Annotated in this window: 22 protein-coding genes; 10 read left to right on the top strand and 12 right to left on the bottom strand. The window is 65.0% G+C overall.

What is annotated here, in order from left to right; translation table 11 throughout:
* The 6 genes from Q7J39_RS06620 to Q7J39_RS06595 are packed head-to-tail and all read right to left on the bottom strand — an operon-like array spanning position 1 to position 6666.
* A complete protein-coding gene (locus tag Q7J39_RS06620) occupies positions 1-1611 on the bottom strand; it encodes an acyl-CoA synthetase (protein ID WP_304821735.1) in 1611 nt (536 codons plus the stop codon).
* An 11-nt stretch (positions 1612-1622) separates the two neighbouring features.
* A complete protein-coding gene (locus tag Q7J39_RS06615; protein WP_304821732.1) occupies positions 1623-2711 on the bottom strand; it encodes an acyl-CoA dehydrogenase family protein in 1089 nt (362 codons plus the stop codon).
* Complete coding sequence (locus tag Q7J39_RS06610; protein WP_304821729.1) at positions 2711-3919, bottom strand: acyl-CoA dehydrogenase family protein; 1209 nt, start codon at positions 3917-3919, stop codon at positions 2711-2713. The genes Q7J39_RS06615 and Q7J39_RS06610 overlap by 1 nt, the downstream gene beginning before the upstream one ends.
* 46 nt (positions 3920-3965) lie before the next feature.
* The gene (locus Q7J39_RS06605) at positions 3966-4349 is read right to left on the bottom strand and encodes a Zn-ribbon domain-containing OB-fold protein (RefSeq protein WP_304821726.1); all 384 of its coding nucleotides are present in this window, start codon (positions 4347-4349) and stop codon (positions 3966-3968) included.
* Positions 4350-4402: 53 nt separating this feature from the next.
* Positions 4403-5569, bottom strand: coding sequence for a transporter (locus Q7J39_RS06600; protein ID WP_304821723.1), 1167 nt, complete (start codon positions 5567-5569; stop codon positions 4403-4405).
* Between the two features lie 56 nt (positions 5570-5625).
* Entirely contained in the window at positions 5626-6666 is a 1041-nt protein-coding gene (locus tag Q7J39_RS06595; RefSeq protein ID WP_304821720.1) for a zinc-binding dehydrogenase, read from the bottom strand.
* A 200-nt stretch (positions 6667-6866) separates the two neighbouring features.
* Between Q7J39_RS06595 and Q7J39_RS06590 the strand changes: the two genes are divergently transcribed.
* The 4 genes from Q7J39_RS06590 to Q7J39_RS06575 are packed head-to-tail and all read left to right on the top strand — an operon-like array spanning position 6867 to position 11158.
* Entirely contained in the window at positions 6867-7442 is a 576-nt protein-coding gene (locus tag Q7J39_RS06590; protein WP_304821717.1) for a carboxymuconolactone decarboxylase family protein, read from the top strand.
* Between the two features lie 29 nt (positions 7443-7471).
* Positions 7472-8323, top strand: a complete 852-nt coding sequence (locus Q7J39_RS06585) for a MaoC/PaaZ C-terminal domain-containing protein (protein WP_304821712.1) — start codon at positions 7472-7474, stop codon at positions 8321-8323.
* A gap of 8 nt (positions 8324-8331) precedes the next feature.
* Positions 8332-10368 carry an NADPH-dependent 2,4-dienoyl-CoA reductase gene (locus tag Q7J39_RS06580; protein WP_304821710.1) on the top strand — a complete coding sequence of 679 codons (2037 nt, stop codon included), beginning with the start codon at positions 8332-8334 and terminating at the stop codon, positions 10366-10368.
* A gap of 22 nt (positions 10369-10390) precedes the next feature.
* Positions 10391-11158 carry an IclR family transcriptional regulator gene (locus Q7J39_RS06575; RefSeq protein ID WP_304821708.1) on the top strand — a complete coding sequence of 256 codons (768 nt, stop codon included), beginning with the start codon at positions 10391-10393 and terminating at the stop codon, positions 11156-11158.
* A gap of 14 nt (positions 11159-11172) precedes the next feature.
* Here the strand turns inward: Q7J39_RS06575 and Q7J39_RS06570 are convergent, their stop codons facing one another.
* From Q7J39_RS06570 to Q7J39_RS06560, 3 genes are read right to left on the bottom strand one after another with little or no spacing between them, the layout of a single operon-like run.
* A complete protein-coding gene (locus Q7J39_RS06570) occupies positions 11173-11616 on the bottom strand; it encodes a PaaI family thioesterase (RefSeq protein ID WP_304821705.1) in 444 nt (147 codons plus the stop codon).
* A gap of 18 nt (positions 11617-11634) precedes the next feature.
* Entirely contained in the window at positions 11635-12777 is a 1143-nt protein-coding gene (locus Q7J39_RS06565; protein ID WP_012274987.1) for a nitronate monooxygenase family protein, read from the bottom strand.
* 49 nt (positions 12778-12826) lie between these two features.
* A complete protein-coding gene (locus tag Q7J39_RS06560; protein ID WP_304821702.1) occupies positions 12827-13636 on the bottom strand; it encodes an enoyl-CoA hydratase-related protein in 810 nt (269 codons plus the stop codon).
* Positions 13637-13801: 165 nt separating this feature from the next.
* On the opposite strand from Q7J39_RS06560, the gene Q7J39_RS06555 reads away from it, so the two are divergent.
* Positions 13802-14689 carry an alpha/beta fold hydrolase gene (locus Q7J39_RS06555; protein ID WP_304821700.1) on the top strand — a complete coding sequence of 296 codons (888 nt, stop codon included), beginning with the start codon at positions 13802-13804 and terminating at the stop codon, positions 14687-14689.
* A 182-nt stretch (positions 14690-14871) separates the two neighbouring features.
* Here the strand turns inward: Q7J39_RS06555 and Q7J39_RS06550 are convergent, their stop codons facing one another.
* Positions 14872-15168: a hypothetical protein gene (locus Q7J39_RS06550; protein WP_304821696.1), complete on the bottom strand. Its 297-nt coding sequence runs from the start codon at positions 15166-15168 to the stop codon at positions 14872-14874.
* A 241-nt stretch (positions 15169-15409) separates the two neighbouring features.
* Here Q7J39_RS06550 and Q7J39_RS06545 point away from each other — a divergent pair, with 241 nt between their 5' ends.
* The 3 genes from Q7J39_RS06545 to Q7J39_RS20870 are packed head-to-tail and all read left to right on the top strand — an operon-like array spanning position 15410 to position 17865.
* Positions 15410-17227, top strand: coding sequence for an ATP-binding protein (locus Q7J39_RS06545; RefSeq protein ID WP_304821694.1), 1818 nt, complete (start codon positions 15410-15412; stop codon positions 17225-17227).
* Between the two features lie 52 nt (positions 17228-17279).
* Positions 17280-17543, top strand: coding sequence for a GGDEF domain-containing protein (locus Q7J39_RS06540; protein WP_304821691.1), 264 nt, complete (start codon positions 17280-17282; stop codon positions 17541-17543).
* A gap of 16 nt (positions 17544-17559) precedes the next feature.
* Positions 17560-17865: a GGDEF domain-containing protein gene (locus tag Q7J39_RS20870; protein WP_370690003.1), complete on the top strand. Its 306-nt coding sequence runs from the start codon at positions 17560-17562 to the stop codon at positions 17863-17865.
* A gap of 205 nt (positions 17866-18070) precedes the next feature.
* Here the strand turns inward: Q7J39_RS20870 and Q7J39_RS06535 are convergent, their stop codons facing one another.
* Together Q7J39_RS06535 and Q7J39_RS06530 are read right to left on the bottom strand one after the other, a co-directional pair.
* Positions 18071-18409 carry a PilZ domain-containing protein gene (locus Q7J39_RS06535; protein ID WP_304821688.1) on the bottom strand — a complete coding sequence of 113 codons (339 nt, stop codon included), beginning with the start codon at positions 18407-18409 and terminating at the stop codon, positions 18071-18073.
* A 294-nt stretch (positions 18410-18703) separates the two neighbouring features.
* A complete protein-coding gene (locus Q7J39_RS06530) occupies positions 18704-19135 on the bottom strand; it encodes a hypothetical protein (RefSeq protein ID WP_304821685.1) in 432 nt (143 codons plus the stop codon).
* Here Q7J39_RS06530 and Q7J39_RS06525 point away from each other — a divergent pair.
* Together Q7J39_RS06525 and Q7J39_RS06520 are read left to right on the top strand one after the other, a co-directional pair.
* Complete coding sequence (locus Q7J39_RS06525; protein ID WP_304821682.1) at positions 19089-20162, top strand: HAMP domain-containing sensor histidine kinase; 1074 nt, start codon at positions 19089-19091, stop codon at positions 20160-20162. The two genes, Q7J39_RS06530 and Q7J39_RS06525, sit on opposite strands and share 47 nt — an antisense overlap.
* A gap of 114 nt (positions 20163-20276) precedes the next feature.
* Positions 20277-20633 carry a TrbC/VirB2 family protein gene (locus Q7J39_RS06520; RefSeq protein ID WP_304821679.1) on the top strand — a complete coding sequence of 119 codons (357 nt, stop codon included), beginning with the start codon at positions 20277-20279 and terminating at the stop codon, positions 20631-20633.
* The last annotated feature ends 158 nt before the right edge of the window (positions 20634-20791 follow it).

Here is a 20791-nt window from a genome sequence, read left to right as displayed (position 1 = left end):
TCACGCTAGTCCTAAATTTCTGCGAGCGAACTCGGTGACCGTCTTGTAATCGGCCTTGCCGTTCGAAGCCCGCAACGGGACCTGGGTCACGAGGACACGCTTGGGGGTCTTGTAGCCGGCCAAGCTGGCGCGCACGTGCCGACGTACATCGTCCTCGTCGAATGCAACTCCGCTCGCCACCACCACCACGCCCGTGACGGCCTGGCCCCATTTGTCGTCTGGAACGCCGACCACGAGCGCGTCCTCGATGATCGGGTGGGTCTTGAGGGCCTCCTCGACCTCCTCGGGATAGACCTTCTCGCCAGCGGTGTTGATGCAGGCGCTGCCCCGTCCCAGCAGCGTCATGGCCCCATCGATCTCGACAGTGCACCAGTCTCCTGGGATCGAGTACCGTTGGCCCGCGATGGTGCGAAAGGTCTTGGCGGTCTTTTCCGGATCCTTGTAGTAGCCCAGAGGAATCGGGCCGCCGATGGCGATGATCCCGGCCTTGCCGCTGCCGGGCTCCACAAGGCTCTCGTCCTCGTCGAAAACCTTGCACCGGGGACCGATCTGGAACGTCGCAGTCCTGACCTCACCGTCCTTGGTCATGGCCGAAGAGCCGAAGCCGAGCGCCTCTGAAGCGCCGAAGGAATCCATCAGCACGACTTGCGGAATATGGCGCAACAGGCCGGCCTTGACCTCGCGGCTCCACATCACGCCGGAGGAGACCACGGAGACCAGGCTCGAGGTGTCGTGGCGCCCAGGCTGCTCGTCCAGCGCCTTGAGCATCGGCTTGGCGAAGGCGTCGCCCACCAGGGCGATGGACTGCACGCGGTGGCGCGCGACGGCCGACCAGAGTTCGTCGGCGTCGAACGACGGGTTCTGAAGGGTGACCACGCAGCCGCCGTTCATCATGCAGCCGATCGCGGTGATGAGACCGGTTCCATGCATCATCGGGCAGGCCGGGAGGGTTCGGCTTCCCGGTCCCGCGGCGCGAACCAAGTCCAGATGCGCGTCCAGGGTTTCCGGTGCCAGCCCGAGCCGCCGCACCGCGTCGAGCTGGGCCTCACGCATGTCCTCATGGCGCCACATGACCCCCTTGGGCATGCCCGTCGTACCGCCCGTATAGATGAACAGAAGGTCGTCTGGAGACCGCTCGATCCCCAAGGGCGCGCCCCCGCCGGTCGCGGCGAGGTCTTCATATCGCTCCGAGAAGTGCGCCGGCGGATCGTCTTCGCCGATCTCAATGAACGTGGCGACCTTGGACAGCCGGCCCTTCAGCTGGAGGACTGTGTCGCGAAACTCGGAGCCGTAGATGATGGTCTGCGCATCCGAGTCGTCGAAGATGTAGAACACCTCGTCGGGCTTGTAGCGGTAGTTGACGTTCACGTGCGTCAGGCGGCCCTTGAAGCAGGCGGCCAGGGCCTCGCCGTACTCTGGGCGGTTGCGCATATAGAACGCCACCTTGTCGCCCGGCTTCGCGCCCCTGGCGAGGATCGCGCGCGCAAGATTGTTCGACCGACGCGACGTCTCCCCCCAGGTGATCGTTCGATCCCCATGAATGAAGGCCGGCGCGTCCGCCGGGAGGGCCTTCGGGAGGGCGTCGAGGATATCGCCGAAATTCCAGGTCATGGGCATGCTTCCTAAGCGGCGATCCAGCCCTGAACGCGGGCGGCCTCGTTGCGGACGAGCTCCGGCCCTCCGAGCAGCTGGCGATCCAGACCGATGCGCTTGAACCAGTAGTGGAGCCCGGCGAGGTCGGTGAAGCCCATGCCGCCGTGCACTTCGGTGGAGGTCCGCGCGACGAACCGGCCGACCTCGGAGAGGTGTGATTTTGCGTGGCATGCCATCAGGGTCGATTCGTCAGGTGCATGGTCAAAGGCGTGCGCCGCATACCAGACCAGCGAGCGGCAGGGCTCAAGGGCCGCCGCCATCTCGGCGCACATGTGCTTGACCGCCTGGAAGGAACCAATCGGCCGGCCAAACTGCACGCGCGTGCCAGCGTAGGCCACGGCCTGTTCGATCATAGCCGTGCCGGCGCCCAGGATGTCGGCGGCCAGCATAATGCGCCCCGCGTCGATGATACGGCGGGTGGTCCGGCCGCCGCCGCCGGGCAACGGATCGGCCTTGACGCCCGTCATCCGGAGTTCGCCGACTGAGCGGGTCTTGTCGATGGTCGTCAGCGGAATCTGCGTGAGACCGGGCGCGTCGGCTGCGACCAGGTGCAATGCGCCGGTGGTGTCCGCCACCACGAACAGGTCGGCGTCCGCAGCGTCGAGCACGAACAATGCTGTCCCGTCCAGCCACCCGTCCCTGGCGACAACCCCGACCCCGTCCCGGACCTCCACGGCTTGGCTGACTGCGACGGCCGCCCTCGCCGCCCCGGTCGCCAGCTGCGGCAGCCACGCCTGCTGTTGGCTGTCCGACCCGCCGAGCAGGATCGCCAGCGGCGCCATCACATGCGCGCCCGCGAAATGCGCCGGCGCGACGCTGAAGCCGAGCGTTTCGGCCACCAGCGCCGCTTCCAGCAGGCCAAGGCCCATCCCGCCGAATTCCGCGGGGATGATAACCCCCGGCACGCCGAGATCCGCCAGGCCCGCCGCGACATCGGGGCTGCAGGGCTTCGCGGCGGCGGCGATATCTCGCACATGGCGCAGCGGGGATTGCTCCGCGAGATAACGGGCCACGGCGTCCTGCAGCATGCGCTGCTCGCTCGAAAGACCGAATTCCATTAGGAGCGGCTCCCTTCCGTGGTGGGCTTCGGCTCACGCGGCATGCCGAGCCCCCGTTCGGCGATGATGTTCTTCTGGATCTGCGCGGTGCCACCGCCGATGATCAGGCCAAGCTGGAACATGTAGGCCTGCTGCCAGCTGCCGTGGGAGCGCAGGTGCGGGCTGCCGTCGTAGAGCACGCCGAGCTCGCCAAGGGCGTCGATCGCCAGCGCCGATATCTGGTGGGCCAGCTCGCAGGACTGTAGCTTGACGATCAGCCGCGCGAGCCCCGCTTCGCCGCCGTTCGCCGAGGCGCTCAGCACGCGAAGCCCATTGAATTTCATCGCCGCGAGTTCCGCCTGCAGCCGCAGCAGACGATCTCGCAGGATCGGGTTGTCCATGATCCGGCCATCGCCTGCTGTCTCAGTCCGCATCAGCTCCGCCAAGGCAAGGAAGCGGCTTTCGAGCTGGCCCGGGTCCCCCAGCATTCCGCGTTCGTGCTTGAGGGTGGCGTTGGCGACGAACCAGCCCTGCCCGCGCTTTCCCACGATCTGGGACTTCGGGACGCGCACGTCGGTGAAGAAGGTCTCGTTGAACTCGGCGTGCCCGGTCATGGTCACCAGGGGGCGAACCTCGATCCCCAGCGTTTTCATCGAAAAGATCAGATAGCTGATTCCGTCGTGCTTTCCCTTGTCCGGCTCGGTGCGCACGAGGCAGAAGATCATGTCAGCCTCGCGGGCCGTGCTGGTCCAGATCTTCTGGCCATTAATGACGAAGTCGTCGCCATCCTCCGTTGCGCGCGTCTGAAGGCTGGCGAGGTCGGACCCCGAGCCCGGCTCGGAGTATCCCTGACACCAGATAACCTCGCCGTGGATCGTCGGCCCGATCCACTGGCGCTTCTGATCTTCCGTCCCCAGTTCCAACAGCGTCGGAACCAGCATCGAAATGCCCTGGCTCTGTAGCCCCGGTGGGACGCCGGCACGGGCGAATTCCTCGCCGATGATGCGGGACTTCAGGATGTCCGGCGCGGCCCCATACCCTCCATATTCCTTCGGGATGGTCCGCGCGGCGTAACCATGGGCGATCAACAGTTTCTGCCAGGCTACCGCTTCTGCTGAGGGCCGCTGCGCAGCCCCGCCGCCCTTGGGGGCGGCATGGCGGTGGGCCTCAAGAAAGTCGAGCACTTCGCGCCGAAAAGCCTGGTGTTCGGCGCTGTAGGTGAGATCCATCAGCCTGTCCTTTCGAAAGGATCGTGGCGCTTCCGTGGGGCGCAGCTCATGGCGCGACCTGTTCGGATGGCTGGAAGCAAGGCAGGCGGAAACCGTCTCCAAGCTCTCGGAAGACCAGTTCGACGGGGATGCCCAGTTTCAATGCGTGGCGGTCGCAGTTCAGCAACCGGCTCGCCATCCGCACGCCTTCGTCGAGCTCCACCAGCGCAGCGACATAGGGGATTTCCGCGGCGAAGGCGGGGTGAAGCGCCTGATGGGTGACGGTCCACGAATAGAGGCTGCCGGTCCCGCGGACGGGCGTCCAGGCGAAATCTGGAGACCCGCACCGCGCGCACATGTAGCGCGGGAGGAACCGCCAGGCGCCGCAGCCCGAACAACGCTGGAATCGCAGCCGCCCATCCTGGCATTGCTGCCAGAAGGCCTCGTCCATGGGATCCTGGGTCCTGGGAAGCGGCGCGGGAACGGTGGGAGGTTGCATGGGTGTCAGTTCCTCAAGATCGCCAGACTGCCGTCACCGAGATCGCCCCATCCGGTGACCAGGCCGATACTGGCCCCCGGCACCTGTCGCGCACCGGCGTCGCCGCGAAGTTGGCGCACGGCTTCCAGCACATGATTGAGTCCCCAGACGTGGGCTTCGCTAAGCAGACCGCCATGGGTGTTCAGGGGATAGCGACCGCCGAGCTGGATCTGGCCGTCTTTCACAAAGTCGTAGATGCCGCCGGGCGCGCTGAACCCCAGCGCTTCCAGCTGCAGCAGCACGACATAGGTGAAGCAGTCGTAGACCTGCAGGAAGTCCATGTCGCGGGCGGTGACGCCGGCCATCTCGAAGGCTCGGGGCGCGGCGTAGGACAGGCCGATCTTGAGCATGTCGGGCCGGGAGGGAATGTCATCTGCTGGATAGGGGTGGCCTTCCGCTGCGCCGGCGATCAGCACGGGCCGGTGCGGCATGTCGCGCGCCCGCTCGGCGCTGGTGACCACAACCGCGCAGGCGCCATCCGTCTCGAGGCAGCAGTCGTACAGACGGAAGGGCTCGGAAATCCACCGCGCGCCCAGGTAGGCGTCCATGTCCAGAGGTTGGCCATAGGTCACGGCCCGTGGGTTGAGCTGGGCGTGCGCACGGCAGGCCAGGGCCACCTCGCCCATCGCCTCGTCGGGCACCCCGTAGAGGTGCTTGTGGCGCATCGCGATCCAGGAATACATTTGTGCCGGCATCATCACGCCGTAGGGCATGTAGAAACCCTGGATGGTGCGGGTCAGCGTGTTCATGTTCATGGCCCGCTGCGGCGGCCGGCCCGGCTTTGGACGAAGCGCGGAGTAGCCATTCCACCCCAGCACCACGAGGACGTTGTCGGCGACGCCGGCAGCAACGGCCGTTGCGGCGTTCTGCAGCGCTGTGGTGGGGCTAGCTCCACCCATATGCACGGTGGAGGCGTACCGCAGCACATCGACACCAAGGTTGGCGGCAAGCTCCTCGGACGATGTGTAGATCGGAGGCGGCACCATCCCGTCAATCTGCGAGGGCTTGAGCCCCGCGTCGGCGATGGCCTTGCGGGCCGCCTCCAGCATCAGGTCCACGGCGGTGCGTTCCGAGCCTTTGACGTATTCGGTCTCGCCGATGCCAACGATGGCGGCCTTGTCGCTGAAACTCACGGCTCTTTCCTGTCTTTCGAACATCGGCGAAGCGTTACGATCTGAAGACTGTTGCTCTAGGTGGGCGGGATCAGGCACGAGTGGATGGACTCATCTCCGGCCACTTGGCGCGCGAGCGTCCGGATGGCCAGTTCGGCGTCCTTCAACTCGAAGTCGTGAGTGTGCATCAGCTCAAGTGGCAGCGACCGTGCCTCGATCAGGTCGATGGCCTTGCGGTATCCCGACGAGGTCACGCCGATCGCCCCCCTGATGGTGATTTCCTTGAAGACGATCAGGTCTGAGACAAAGTCCGGTATGGGCTTGAATCCCTTCACCCCCGCCAGGACGATCGTACCGCCGGGACGCACATAGCTGAGGGCTTCGCGCACCGGGTCGGTGGCGTAGGAGGTCACCTCCACGACGACATCGGCGCCACGCCCGCCGGTGAGTTCTTTGATGCGTTCGATGGCGTTCTCGTTCTGGACATCGATCGTATGGTGCGCCCCGAAGATCCGGGCGAGGTCGAGCTTGCGGGCGTCGGCGGCCATGCCCGTCACGATGATCTTCCCAGCACCCGCCTGCCGCGCGGCGATGACGCTGGCCAGACCGCGCTGGCCCGGCCCCAGGATGACGATAGTGTCGCCGACCTGGGTCTGAGGGATCTCCACCGCCCAGCGGAACCCGGCCCCCAGCGGGTTGAACATCACCGCGAGCTCGGGCGGCAAGGTTTTGTCCATCTTGTGAACGATCGTGTTGGGGGCGAGGTACATGTACTGGGCATAGGCGCCCCAGAGCCCCGGCATGTTCGATAGCGGAATGTAGGAATAGATCTGCCGGTCGGCGCACAGGTGGTAGCGGCCGCCTAGGCAGGTGTCGCAGCTGTGACAAGACAGCATGGTCTCGACGGCGACCCGATCGCCGACATCGACGCCCCAGCGGCGCGCGGCCTTGTCGCCGATCGCCTCGATGATCCCTACGGGCTCGTGCCCGGGGATCACCGGCATCGGCGTCTTCAGAACCCCCTCGAATTGCTCGTAGTCGCTGCCACAGATCCCGCAGGCCTCGATCCTCAGAATCGCGCTGTCGGCTTCGATATCGGGGATGGGCAAGTCACGCATTTCAAGCGTGCGCGGCGCCGTCTGAACCATCGCAAAGGTCTTGGCGGGAATCACGAGCTTCGCCTCCGGCTGCGCAGCAACAAATCATAACACATATATGTGGCGGAAAACGTATATCTGTTATATCCCCATCTAGGCAAGGACCTTCGATCAGCTTCCGCAGGCTCACGCCCTCAGCCCTTCGCAATGGAATGAACCCAATGACCGCCGACGCCCCGAGGATCGACCTTCTGAGTCTGGAAGAGGCGGCGAACGCGGCCGGGTCGGCGGGGATTTCTGAACAGATGGCGGCGCTGAGCGTGTTTCGCGTCCTCCTGCGGCATCCCGCGGTGGCGGGCGAGCTTGCCTCCACGCTCACTACCCTCCTCTTTCGAGGCAACAAGCTCGACGCCCGCCTGCGCGAACTGATCATCATGCGGATCGGCTGGAGGACCGGCTCCGCCTATGAGTGGACCCAGCACTGGCGGGTGGCCCGCGGGCTCGACATTCCCGAGGCCGACCTGGCGGCCACCCGTGACTGGCGGGGGGCGGCGAACCTGTCGGAGGCCGACAGGGCTGTGCTGCAGGCCACCGACGACACGCTCGACCAGGGCATGATCTCGAACGCCACCTGGAAGGCCTGCTGCCTCCACTTGGCGACGGAGGCCGAGCGCATTGAGCTGGTGGTTGCAATCGGCAACTGGACCATGTTCTCCCAGCTCCTGAAGAGCCTGCGCATTCCGCTGGAAGACGGTGTCGAGGCCTGGCCGCCGGACGGCCAAGCGCCCCGAACCTGAGTGTCCCACCCCATAGAGCCGGAGTTTCCATGACACGCATACCGATCTCATCCGATCTCGTCGGGTTGGAGCTCCCCGCCACCACCCAGGCCTGGACCTCCAAGGACACCATGCTCTACGCCCTGGGCGTCGGCGGGCGGCCGGCGGAAGACCTGGACTTCATCTATGAAGGCCGCGGCCCGAAGGTTCTGCCGACCTATGCCGTGATTCCGGGCGGCGGCGCCTTGGGGGGTCTGATGCGCACCGTCGACATGCGTCTGGAGATGCTGCTTCATGGCGAACAGTCCATCGAGCTGTTCCGGGCCCTCCCCTCCGAAGCCAGCGTCGAGGTGAGCGGTCGCATCACCGAGGTCTGGGACAAGGGAAAGGCTGCCGTTCTGGGCGTCGAGAGCGTCGGCCGAGACGCCGACGGCGATCTTTTCCGGACCCACGCCACGCTGTTCGTCCGCGGCGCGGGCGGTTTCGGCGGCGAGCGCGGTCCCTCGGGCGGAGATAGCGCCGCGCCCGACCGGGCCCCGGATATTATGGCCAGCTTCCAGACCCGTCCCGAACAAGGCGCGATCTACCGGCTGTCGGGCGATCGCAACCCCATCCATATCGACCCGGCGTTCGCTAGGATGGGCGGGTTCGACGCGCCCTTCATGCACGGGCTGTGCACCTACGGCATTGTGGGTCGCGCCATCCTGCGAGAGCTATGCGCCGACGATCCGGGCGCCTTCCATTCCTTCCAGGGCCGGTTCGCTGACCGGGTGCTGTACGGGGACACCATCGTCACCAAGATCTGGCGCACAGGCGACGGCGAGGCCATCGTGCAGGGCGAAACCGCAGACGGCCGTATCGTCCTGTCTCAAGCCAGGGCGAAATTCGCAGGCCCAGCATAGGCATCGACATGTCGCCCTATCCTCACCTGCTGTCACCGCTGAACCTGGGGTTCGTGACGCTCCCGAACCGCACGCTGATGGGCTCGATGCACACCGGCCTTGAGGAGGCGCCGGATGGATACGATCGGCAGGCTCGGTTCTTCGCCCGACGGGCGCAAGGCGGCGCGGGTCTGATCGTAACGGGCGGCGTATCGCCCAATGAGGCGGGCCGGCTAGGCCGGAACGGCGCGGTGATGCGTGAGGCCGCCGTGGCGGGACACGGCCGCATCACGTCCGCTGTGCACCAGTCGGGCGGACTCATCGCCCTGCAACTCCTCCACGCGGGGCGCTATGCGCGTCACGAGGGCCTCGTCGCCCCGTCGCCGATCGCCTCCCGAATAAACCCGCTGACGCCGCGCGAGCTGACCGAGGAGGAGATTCTCGCCACGATCGAGGACTTCGCGAACGCCGCGATGCTGGCCAAGGAGGCTGGCTACGACGGGGTGGAGATCATGGGTTCGGAAGGTTACTTGCTGAACCAGTTCCTGGCGCCGCGGACCAATCAGCGCACTGATCGCTGGGGGGGCTCTGCAGCCAATCGCCAGCGGCTGCCTACCGAGATCGTCCGGGCGGTCCGCGCTCGTTGCGGTGATGAGTTTATTCTCGTCTACCGGCAGTCGTTGCTCGATCTTGTGGAGGGTGGCAGCACCTTCGACGAGGTGGTCGATCAGGCCAAGACGGTCGTGGCCGCCGGCGCGAACCTGGTCAATACGGGGATCGGCTGGCACGAGGCGCGGATCCCCACCATCGCCCACATGGTGCCCCGCGGAGCTTTCGCGTGGGCCGCGGCACGGCTCAGGTCCCATCTCAACTTGCCGGTCGTGGCGTCGAACCGGATCAACACCCCGGAGCTTGCCGACCGCCTCATCGCCGACGGCAACGCCGACATGGTTTCAATGGCACGGCCCTTCCTGTCCGATCCCGACTTCGTCGCCAAGGCCCGGGCCGGGCGACGCGCCGCGATCAATGTGTGCATTGGCTGCAATCAGGCCTGCCTGGACAACGCTTTCACCGGCCAGCTCACGACCTGCATGGTCAATCCCGCCGCCTGCCGCGAGGCCGAATTCGGCGATGTCGCGGGGCCGATCGAACCCAAGCGTGTCGCGGTCGTTGGCGCGGGGCCCGCGGGCCTGGCCGCGGCGGTGACGAGCGCGGAGCGGGGCCACAGGGTCACCCTGTTCGAGATGTCAGAGCGGATCGGCGGGCAGTTCAATCTCGCGCGGCGGATTCCGGGCAAGGAGGACTATGCCGAAACCATCGCATATTACGGCGCGCGGCTGTCCGAGCTCGGGGTCGAAGTGCGGTTGGGAACGCTTGCCCGCGCGCAGGAGCTTCTCGCCGCCGCCTACGATCATGTGATCCTGGCCACCGGCGTGGAGCCGCGAGCCCTGGACTCGGTCGGGGTGGACGACCCTCGTGTGCTCACCTATGCGCAGGCCATCGAAATGCCCGAACGAGCGGGCGACACGGTGGCGATCCTGGGCGCGGGCGGCATTGGCTTCGACGTGGCTCAACTGCTGGCGCATCCGACTGGCGCGGGCGATCCCACGGAGCCCGACATTGAGGGGTTCTCCCGGGATTGGGGGATCGACACGGCCTTTACCGAGCGCGGCGCCCTGCAGCGGCCGCCGACGTCCTGGCCGGCGGCCCGACGGGTCACGATCTTCCAGCGAAAGCCGGGATCAGCATTCGGCGCGGGCCTGAGCAAGACGCGCGGTTGGGCCAACGTCCAGGAGGTGGCGCGCCGCGGTGTCGCCATGACCGGGGATGTCGTCTATGGACATCTCTCGTTGGAGGGCCTGCATATCACAGTGGGCGGCATCCCTCGATTGGTCGTGGCCGACACGTTCGTGTTATGCATCGGCCAGGAGCCGCAAGCCGGAATCGCCCCGGCGCTGGCGGCTGGGCGGGTTCCATATTCGCTGGTCGGCGGCGCGCGAGACGCTGCTGGTCTGGATGCGGTGCGGGCCATCGAGGAGGGAACCCGGGCGGCGCTCACGATCTGAGCGGCCCCAAGGATTCGAATGCATGCCAAAACCTGATCAGTCCGTCGTTAAGTCCGCCGCCCGGACCCTGGAAATTTTTGAATACTTCGACGAAGTCCGCAGGCCTGCGCATATCCAGGACGTGGCCTTGGCGCTAGGCTATCCACATTCCAGCACCGCGGCGCTACTCCGCAGCCTTGCCGATCTCGGCTACCTGGAGTTTTCCTCCGACGACAAGACATTCTTTCCGTCCATCCGGGTCTCCCTGCTCGGTCACTGGGTTGGCGACGAAATCCTCCCGCTCCGGCGCATTCAGCAGCAGATGCGTGACATCGCAGAGCAAACTCAGATGACCGTGGTGCTGGGTGCGGCGAGCGGCGGCTACTGCCAGTATGTCCGCGTGATCGAGGGCGCGACGCCGATCCGCTACCACCTCAAGGCGGGTACGCGGCGATGCCTTGCTCGCTCGACCCTGGGCCGCGTGCTCCTGGCCATGGCCCCTCCTGATCGCAGGGCCCGGCTGATCGCCGAAGGCCTGGCGGTGTGGGACGGCGATGAAGCGCCGCCGGCCGCCGAGGAGGTCGCCAGAGACGTTGCCCAGGTCGCTGCCCGAGGACACGCCTTCCATGCCGGCCTGGTCAACGACAACGCCGCGATGCTGGCCATCCCCCTCTCGGTCAGTCCGCCCGCACGTCCGCTGGCCCTTGGCCTGGCCGCCCCAAAGGACCTGTTCCGGGGTCGCCGCGCCGAGCTGCTCAAAATCATGGGCGACGTGCTCGGAAGCCCGGGCGCGGCCCACAAGACCGCCTGAGCGTCGGGCTGTCGTCAGGCGGGTCTGGGGTTCTGGATTAGGACGGTGCCCTGCGCCGAGCAGCAGAGCCGGCCCTCGTTTTCCATCTCGATCCTGACGACCGCGGTCTGTTTGCTCATGGAGATGATTTCCGCATGCGCCGTGACCGTCCCGCGGCTGACCGGGGCGAGCAGGTTGATCTTGAACTCGGTCGTGGCCGCCCACTGGCCCTTCTCCATATGGGGGTAGCAGACGCATCCCAGCACGTGATCGCAGGCGGCAGACAGGACGCCGCCATGCATGTTGCCGAAGCCCGTCAGCAGCTTTGGGTCGACATCCATCTCCGCCGTGAGGCCGCCCGGTTCCATGGCCACGATCCGCAGGCCCAGGAACTCGGGGAGGCCGGTCATCCGATTGCTCGAAGCCATGAAGGCTTCGACCATCTCGGCGTGAAACTCGGGCATTCTGCGCGGGATCATTGCATTTCCTTTCACGGCTTAGCGAAAACGGTCGGCGCGAGCGAGCGCGGTCTCGGCGCCGCTGACGAGGTCTTCCAGGACGTCCCGGGCGGGGCGAATCGCCTTGATGAGCCCCATGCCCTGGCCGGCAAACCCAGGTGCGATATCCTTGCGCTGATCCAGGGTCGCCGCCGCGAGCACGGGCCCGGCGATGATCGACTGGAAGGGCATGGGCAGCGGCGACTTCTCCGCGTCCACCCAGGCCTGCGCCCACTTATTGCGGATGATCCTGGCCGGCTTTCCGGTGACGGATTTTGACACTACCGTGTCGCCATCGCCGTACTCGACCAGAACCTCCTTCTGGAATTGCTGAATGCCGGCTTCCTCCGTCGCCAGGAAAGCGGTGCCCACCCAGGCGCCTTCAGCCCCCAGCATCATCGCGGCGGCTACGCCGCGGCCGTCGGCAATACCGCCGGCCCCGAGCACCGGGATGCGCCCCGCCATGGCGTCGACGACCTGGGGGATAAGCGCCATGGTGCCGATCGGCGAATTGTGTCCGCCCCCGTCATGTCCCTGAGCGACCACCACGTCGATGCCAGACGCGGCGACCTGCAGTGCGTGCTTCACAGACCCGATGACGGCCATGATCTTTGTACCGTTCTCCCGCAGTCGCTCCATCCAGGGGCCGGGGTTTCCCAGGCCCGCGGCGTAGACCGGCACCTTTTCCTCGATCACCACCTCCATTTGCGCCTCGAAGAACTCCTTTGAGAAGAACGCGGGGCCGCCCCGAGCTTCGGCGTTGGTGTCCTCGCGCGGACGGACGACCTTTTGCAGGCCTTCCTGGCGCATGAAGTCGGCTGCAAACGCCTGATAGTCGCCAAGCAGATCCATGGGCGACGGCTTGCCGCCCTCGCCGGAGCCTGCCGCCGCGTCGACCACCTCGCGGCGGACCGAGGCCGGCAGCAATGTGTCGACGCCGAAGGGCTTGTCGGTGAGCGATCGCACTTCGCGGATCCACGCGCGAAGTTCCTCGGGCGAGCAGGCTGCGGCGCCAAGGATTCCTAGCCCTCCGGCATTGGAGACCGCCGCTGCCAGGCGGGGAACACTGGCCCCGCCCATTCCGGCGAGGACGATGGGATAGCGGATACCGAAAATCTCGCAGATGCGGCTGTGCAAAGCCATGACAGTGTTCCTTGTCTCTGATGATGAGGGTCGCTGAGCCGACCTTGGGTCAGCGACCCTGGAAGACAGGCTTGCGTTTCTGCATGAAGGCGAGTGGCCCCTCCCGGGCGTCCTCGGTTCGGAAGACAGGGGCAGCCATTTCGGATTCGATCTGCATGGCTTCAGCTTCCGGTCGGCCCAGGCAAGCTCGCGCCGACCGGCGGATGGCCTGTACCGCAATCGGCCCGTTGGCGGCGATGCGCTCAGCCAGATCAAGGGCTGTGGGCAGCACGTCGGCCTGGGGGACCACGCGATTGAGGAACCCCAACTCGAGCGCTTCAGCGGCGGTAATGAGATCGCCGGTGAGCAGCAGCTCCATGGCCCGGGCATAGGGTATTTGTCGGGGCAGTCTCACCGTCGAACCGCCTCCTGGGAAGATCGCCCACTTGACTTCCTGCACCCCAAACTTGGCGGATTCGGACGCGACCCGCAGGTCCGTCCCCTGCGCCAGCTCCATGCCCCCGGCGATCGCGTGACCGTTGATCGCCGCAATCACCGGCTTGACCACGTCGAAGGTCCGAAGAAGCCCTCGGCCCAGCATCTCCCCGTCCGCCAGCAGGCGTCGATCCCACTCGTCTTCGGCTGGCCGCGCGCGACTCATCAACGGAATGAACCGTCCAAGATCGGCTCCAGAACAGAAAGCCTTATCACCGGCGCCGGTGACCACCGCGACGCGGATGTCGGGGTCGTCACGCACTGCGGTCCAGGTGTCGGCCAGTCGAACCAGCATCTCCGGGGAGATGGCGTTTCTGGCCTCAGGCCGGTTGAGGGTGATGAGCGCGACATGGTCCTTCCGCTCGAACGTAACGACGTCGCTCATGCTTTCTCCGACACATATGTGTTTTGTTATGACATCTTCATGCTACGCTGACTTTCCGGATGAAGGAAAGCCTGAAGCGAACGTTGCGGCGGTCCGCGGCGGAAAAGGCCGATTGGCAGGATCGGTCGTCGGCGCCGGCAGGCTGTTCCCGTAAGAGGATTATCGATGACTGAACCGCACCGTACCGTCTTCAGAACGGCCGACGGCCTCGACCTCGTCGCCGACCGCTACGGCGCGCCGATCCGCGGCGGCGTGCTGCTGGCGCACGGGGGCGGCCAAACTCGGCACGCCTGGGCCAAGACCGCGGCGGCGCTGGCGGATCGCGGCTGGGAAGCCGTCGCCCTGGACCTGCGCGGCCACGGCGACAGCGGTTGGTCGCCGACGGGCGACTACCAGATGGAACGGTTTGCGGGCGACCTCGCAACCGTCGCCAACGAGATGGGCGGACGTCCGGCGCTGATCGGCGCGTCGCTCGGCGGGCTCGCGGGATTGCTCGCTGAAGCCGAGATCGCGCCTCGGAGCTTCAGCTCCATAACCCTGGTGGACATTGTGCCCAACATGGACATGGACGGCGCCGCTAAAGTCATGGGCTTCATGAGCGCCCATATCGGCGAAGGTTTCGCTAGCCTTGAGGAGGCGGCCGATGTGATCAGCTCCTATTTGCCCCACCGCACAAGGCCTTCGGACCTTTCCGGATTGGCGAAGAACCTTCGGTGCGGCGGCGATGGTCGATATCGCTGGCATTGGGATCCCAGCTTCGTCGCAAGCGCGAACCGGGAACGGTCGAGGCGAGATGCGCAGGCGTTCGACGCCGGACTGGCCAGTCTAACCCTGCCAGTGCACCTCATTCGTGGTCGGCTGAGCGAATTGGTGACGCGGCAAGCCGCCGAAGATTTCGTCGCAAAATTGACGAACGCCCAGTTCACCGATGTCGCTGGCGCTTCTCACATGGTCGCGGGGGATCGCAATGACGCCTTCCTCGACGCCGTGGTGGGCTTTCTCGATCGGCTGGATTCCGGGCAGCCCGCCAAAGTCGGCCGAAACTCGCCCTAGCAGGATATTGAACCGCATTTTTGGCTCGCTTTCAGCGAGACAGTTGTCCAATGGACCGGAAGAAATGCTAATGATTTCATCGATAGCGCTTCGCGGGTTGAGGTGAAATTGCGCCGATTGAGCCAAGTTCACCCCCGGTACCCGGCTTTTTCAACAGCCTGTTAGATGCACAGGCAAGCAAGCTAATCATCTCGGCCGTCTCCGGAATGGCGGCCAGGCTTCACGCGACTGCTGCTTAGACAGGTGCCAGCGGCGGCTTTGATATTCGGGCATTCCGGGACAATCCACTGCCGCTTTCCCTCCATCAGGATTTCCTCGGCGGCCCGCTGGAAATGATCGAGCGCCTGCAGGTAGTTGGGCCATGAATTCAAGCCGACTCCCGTGCTCCGGTCCAGCCAAACTCTGATCACGTCGGACTTGGCTTTCGCCCCCTCGGCAAAGGCCCGCCCGAGGTCGATGAGCGCATCTAAGGGAGGCAACCGTTCTCAAGCGTGCCATCCAGGATTCCTCGGTGATAGCGCCCCACCGCGGCCAGCGTCGCGCCGTCATTTCCAGGTCAAATCCCGGGTGCCGGTTTTGGGATCGCCCGTCTTTTGCGCCACGACAGGAGAATTGCGGCTTTTGCCTGGCAAAGTCCGCAATACCCGGCGCAGTTTAACCAAGTATAGATAACGTGCATGTAAGATCGTGTGCAACGGAATCGTAAGAGGCGACAGAGTGATGTCCAAGGCCCCGCCGGAGAGCGATCAACAGTTCGCCGCAGTCATTTCGACTCGCCGACGACAGATCGCCATGCGGCTGCTTTTGCCAGCGATTGTCGCCCCAATATACGCCGTGTTTACAGGTTCCTTCATGGCCACGGTGGCGGGGGTGCTCGGCTACTTCCTGTTGCAAGCGCTTGAGGTCTGGGTCTTTCCCCGCGCACTGATTGAGCGACGGATGGAGGGCGCGCGCTGGCGGGCCGCAGCCCTGGCGGTTGTGGCGGTCAATGGAGTGATTTTCGGTTCGGTTGGCATCGTCGCGGCCGTTTTCGGCGGACCTTGGGGAGCCGCCTGCGGCGCGCTGTGGGTGTCGGGCGCGATTTTGAACGCGGTTCTGACCAGCGTGGGTTGCCGCCCGGTGTTCGTTGCCGCCCTCCTGCCGCAGATCGGCTACTTTATCATTCTCGCTCTCCTCGCCATGCCTCTCGGCGCGCCGCTCGGTCAAGCTGTGGCTTTGGCTGTGACGGCGGGGTTGAACGTCACAGCTGCATTGTTGGCCTGGCGACTCTATCAGAATACCCTGGCGGCCGAGCGTGAGGCCAAGGCGCTGGCGCAAGCCGCGACCGCCGCGAAGTCGGCTTTTGTCGCGATGGTCAGCCATGAACTTCGCACGCCACTCAGCGCCATTCTGGCGGGCGCGACCGAGGTAGGGGGTCGATCGCGCGACGCTTGCGATCGTTCAAGCGCGCGCCTCATCCTTGACTCCGCCCGTATGATGCGGAGCCTGCTCAACGACCTGCTGGACATGTCCAAGATTGAAGCGGGCCGCCTGACGATTGAAGAGGTTCCCTACGACCTTCAAGCACTGGTGGAAGACACCCTACAATTCTGGTCCGCCGAGGCGCGCAAGAAGGGCGTTTCACTCCGCCTGGAGGCCGGGCCCATACTTGGCTGGGCTCGGGGTGACCCCTTCCGACTTCGACAGATCTTCAACAACCTGCTTTCGAATGCAATCAAGTTCACCGACGATGGCGGGGTTGTGGTGCGGGTCACAACGCCCGTGGACGCGCACGGGGAACTCCTGCAGGTCGAGGTGACTGATACAGGACCTGGAATGACCCCCGATCAGCTCGAACGCCTCTTTGTCGCGTTCGAGCAACTGGACGCGAGCACGGCCCGTACTCACGGCGGCACCGGGCTTGGTCTGAACATCAGCCGGCAGTTGGCGGAGTTAATGGGTGGGGACTTGGCGGTGGTCAGCGACGCTGGCGGAGGCACTACCTTCACATTGAAGCTTCCGCTCGCAAGGCTCGACGGGACCTTCGAGCCGGAGGGTTACGAGCAACCGGTGACGCCCAGCGTGGATCTCAGAGTCTTGATCGTCGACGATCATGAGATCAATCGCCGAGCGTTTGGCCTGATGTTGCAGCCCTTCTGCAGCCAGGTCGTCACCGCTCAGGACGGTCAGGCCGCGTTGGCGCTCTTGGCGACCAGCGAATTCGATGTCGTGCTGATGGATATGAACATGCCGGTAATGGGCGGCCTGGAAGCGGTGCGGCGGCTAAGAGACTCAAACGGGATGAATCGGAATACGCCTGTTATCGCGCTGACAGCGTCTTCGTCCGCCGACCACGTCGACCAATGCCGAGCTGCGGGAATGCAGGCCTTTGTGAACAAGCCGGTCGAGGCACACAAGCTGTTCGCCGCTATCGAGGCGGTCCTGGATTCGATGAACGCTGAACAGGGTATCGGCCACCCGCCACACCCGTTCGCACCGGCGGGAGCCAGAACCCAGCCGATCGCTGAGGGCCCGAAGGCGATCGGTATGATGGGCTAAAGACCGTACCGGCCAGCGCTTCGACGCGAGTGCGCGTGAGGCCTTGCGGCGCGTGCGCGATCTTGGCGCCACCTCAGACACCCTTACCGGCCTGGCCAATCGCCGCCAGCTGGAAACGATGCTGGACGTCCAATTGGCGGAAGCCGCGCGCAGCGGCCAGCCGATCAGTTGCCTGATGGTCGATCTCGATCACTTCAAGCGTTTCAACGACACGTTCGTGCACGACGCCGGAGATGCCGTGCTGCGCGAAGTCGGCGCGGTCCTGGACCATGTGACGCGAGAAGGCGGGCTAGCCTGCCTGCCGTTACGGCAGTGAGGAATTCGTGCTCTTGATGCCTGGATGTGGGCCGGATCAGGCTCTGGAGCGTGCCGAGGACGTTAGGCGTCGCGTCGAGGCGCTCTGCGTGACGCACAACGGCCAGGATCTGGGGCTGACGACGGTGTCGCTTGGTCTGGCGAGCGCACCGGACCACTGTGCACTGGACCGGCTCGTTGAGACGGCGGATGCTGCAATGTACGGGCCAAGGGAGCTGGCCGAAACCAAGTCGCGGTGGCTGTGGCCCGGCGCCCCGGCAGGGCCGTCGCCTGAGCGACGCCGCCGTCCGACATCGGCGACTGAGTGGGCCTGGACGGGTTGAGTGGCCTCTTGCGATGCGGTCATCCAAGTGGACGCTCGCCGCTGGGGCATCCACCTCGATAGATCGGGTTGGGCGAAGGCCGGTCAAGCGCGGGTCGGCCTTTCGCCCTCTGCCCTCTTCCGCTCACGCTTGGCGTCACGGCGCGGCGCTGAAGGCCTGCCTGTCGGCGCGTCGATCTCGATGTCAGAGCCTCAATTCGTCTCCATCAACGCGCGCTGCGTTCGATCCAGAGGCGGCGGGCCGCCTTTTCGATGGGCGTCTCAGCTGCGCTCAGATTGCATTGTCGTAGGAATGTAAGGCCGACATCGTTGGCTCGCCGCCAGGTAATTTCAGCTTCGAAGGCTTCTCCTGAGCGGCAGACCAGCAACATCAACGGTTTGGAGAAGTTATCTGGCGCGCCCAATCGAACGCGAGCCCCTGATTTGCTCAGGTCTCGAATGGCGCAGTCCACGGTCAGGGCCGCTGCTCCGTGAATCAGAATGCCAGCCAAGAGGGTCCGTTGTCGGTCGCTGCTGCGGCGCTCTGAGCCATTGGCCTGTGACACGACGGGTATCCGATGATCCACAGTTTGAGGAAGCGCCCAAAAATCTCGGCCAACCTTACGGGATAAGTCGATCGTGATCGAGTCGAGGGCACCCGTATCCAGCTAAGAGTTCGCCCATCTGCAGCGGCGAACCAAGAACTGGCTGCTTGGCCGCCAATCATCAGCCCGTAGGGCGTTCAGGGTCGGCGCGATCTCGTCGGTGGAGGCTGGCGCCTGCCTCGTTGGCGCGAGCATCATCTTGCTCGGCCCGCGCGTTTTGTGATGTCGGCGATCGAGCAGGGCGCCCTCGGGCGGTCAGGCCTCAACCGTCGCTGGCCGACTTAGTTTTGGCGATACGACAATGAGCGCCACCATTGCCGCCGTGATCACAAGGGTCGCTGTGATCCGGCCGAACTCGAAGCCGCCTTGGCCGTGAGACTTGGTGAGCACGTCGCCCAGCGTGGCGCCGAGTGGACGGGTGAGAATGTATGCGGCCCAGAAGAGTACTGCCTGGGGAAGCCATTTCAGCCAGTGAAGCATCGCCACTACGGCGATAAGGCCTGCGAACAGCAAGGCTCCCTTCTCGAAGCCGAGATTCAACCCGGTCGCGTCGGCCGTGAAGTCGCCCAGCGCCGTACCCAGCGTATTCGAGACGACAATGGTCAGCCAGTAGAACAGCTCGTCGCGGCGGGAGGTGATCTTGTCGGCGGCGATCTTGCCGGTCGTGAAGCGCCAGGCCAGGAGCACGGCGATCACCAACCCCAAGAGGACCGCTGACGGGTCGCGCCTGATCGTGGGTCGCAACACGTCAGACTTGGATGAGCTGTCGGACTGGCTACGGCTTGTGACCCTCTGGAGCGGCCTGGGCATCACAGTGCTGGCGATTGGTGGCGGCCTGCTGATCGCTTCGGTCTTTCTTCGTCGCCTCGACCGGGTGAACCGGTCCCTTCAGGAAATCATGGACGGCCGGCTGGAGGAGCGTGTCCCAGCCATCAGAATGGGCGACGAATTCGACCGGCTCACCAGCAATCTCAATCTCATGCTAGATCGCAATCAGGCCGTCATGGACGGGCTGCGGCAGGTTTCCACTGGCATCGCCCATGACCTGCGGACGCCGCTCAGCCGGCTGAGACAACATCTCGATTCAATGCGAGACCTCACCAGACCGGAGGATTTGCAACGCGCCATCGACGATGCGCTTGCACAGGTTGACGACGTACTGACTACATTCCACGCCCTCCTGCGGATTGGTCAGATCGAGGGGGGAGCAGGCCGGGCGAGGTTTGAGCCTGTCGATCTTTCCGCCGTCATGGACCGGGTTCGGCTCGCCTATGAGACCGCCGCTGAGGACGCCGGAAAGACATTGAGCGCGCAGATTGCTCCGGACATCGTGGTCAATGGTGACCCTCAACTGCTGACGCAGCTATTCGCCAATCTCCTGGAGAACGCCCTTCGGCACGCCGGTGACAAGGCCCATATCACCATGAGCTTGGCCCAGGTCGCCGGCGCTGTAAGCGCGGTTGTAGCGGACGACGGGCCCGGCGTTCCCGCCCACGAACGGCAGCGGGTATTACGGCGTTTCTGTCGGCTGGACGCCAGTCGCAGCAGTCCAGGCTCCGGCCTTGGACTCGCTTTGATCGCGGCAATCGCCGAACTTCATGATGCTGAACTGAGCCTGTCGGACAACAGCCCAGGCTTGGCCGTGGAGGTCCGCTTCGCAGAAGGTCTGCCCCACCTCTCGCGACTCCCCAGTCGCGGACCGGAAGATATATAAAAAAGCCGTCACGCACCTTTTATATACAAATAGCACTTGACCCCGGCGCATGAGAGTCTCAATCCTGGGGTAGCCCGGCATTCGCGGGCGTTCGGTATCAGGAAGCCCCCCACAATGAATCTGATCCGAAATGTCTCGTCCGCGCCGCTTCGCTTCGGTCGCGCCGCCCAATCCATGCTGCTCGCCGCCGGCGTAGGCCTGCTTCTGGCGAGCCCCGCTTGGGCAGCGGGCGGCGGTACTGCCATGCCGTGGGAGGGCCCGCTCACCACGGTGATGCAGTCGCTCTCCGGCCCTGTCGCAAAGGCGATTGGCATCATCGCCATCGTCCTGACAGGGCTCGGCTTCGCCTTTGCTGAAGGTGGCTCGGCCATGCGCAAGGGCATCGGCATCGTCTTCGGGCTGGCCATCGCCTTCACGGCCACGACCTTCGTCAGCACCTTCTTCAACCTCACCGCCGGCGCGGCGTTCTGAGGTGGCGCAGTCCGAAGTCGAGGGCTTCGAGATCGCCTTCCACAGCTCCCTTTCGGAGCCGGTGACGATTGCGGGGGTTCCGCGAATGATCGCCATACTGAACGGCACTCTGACAGCGGTCCTGGCGTTGGGCCTCCAGGTTCCCCTGATCGGCTTGC

It is taken from the genome of Phenylobacterium sp. (assembly GCF_030651185.1).
Lineage (GTDB): Bacteria > Pseudomonadota > Alphaproteobacteria > Caulobacterales > Caulobacteraceae > Phenylobacterium.
Note: the sequence above shows the minus strand (reverse complement) of the source record. Positions and strands in the feature narration are given on the sequence as shown.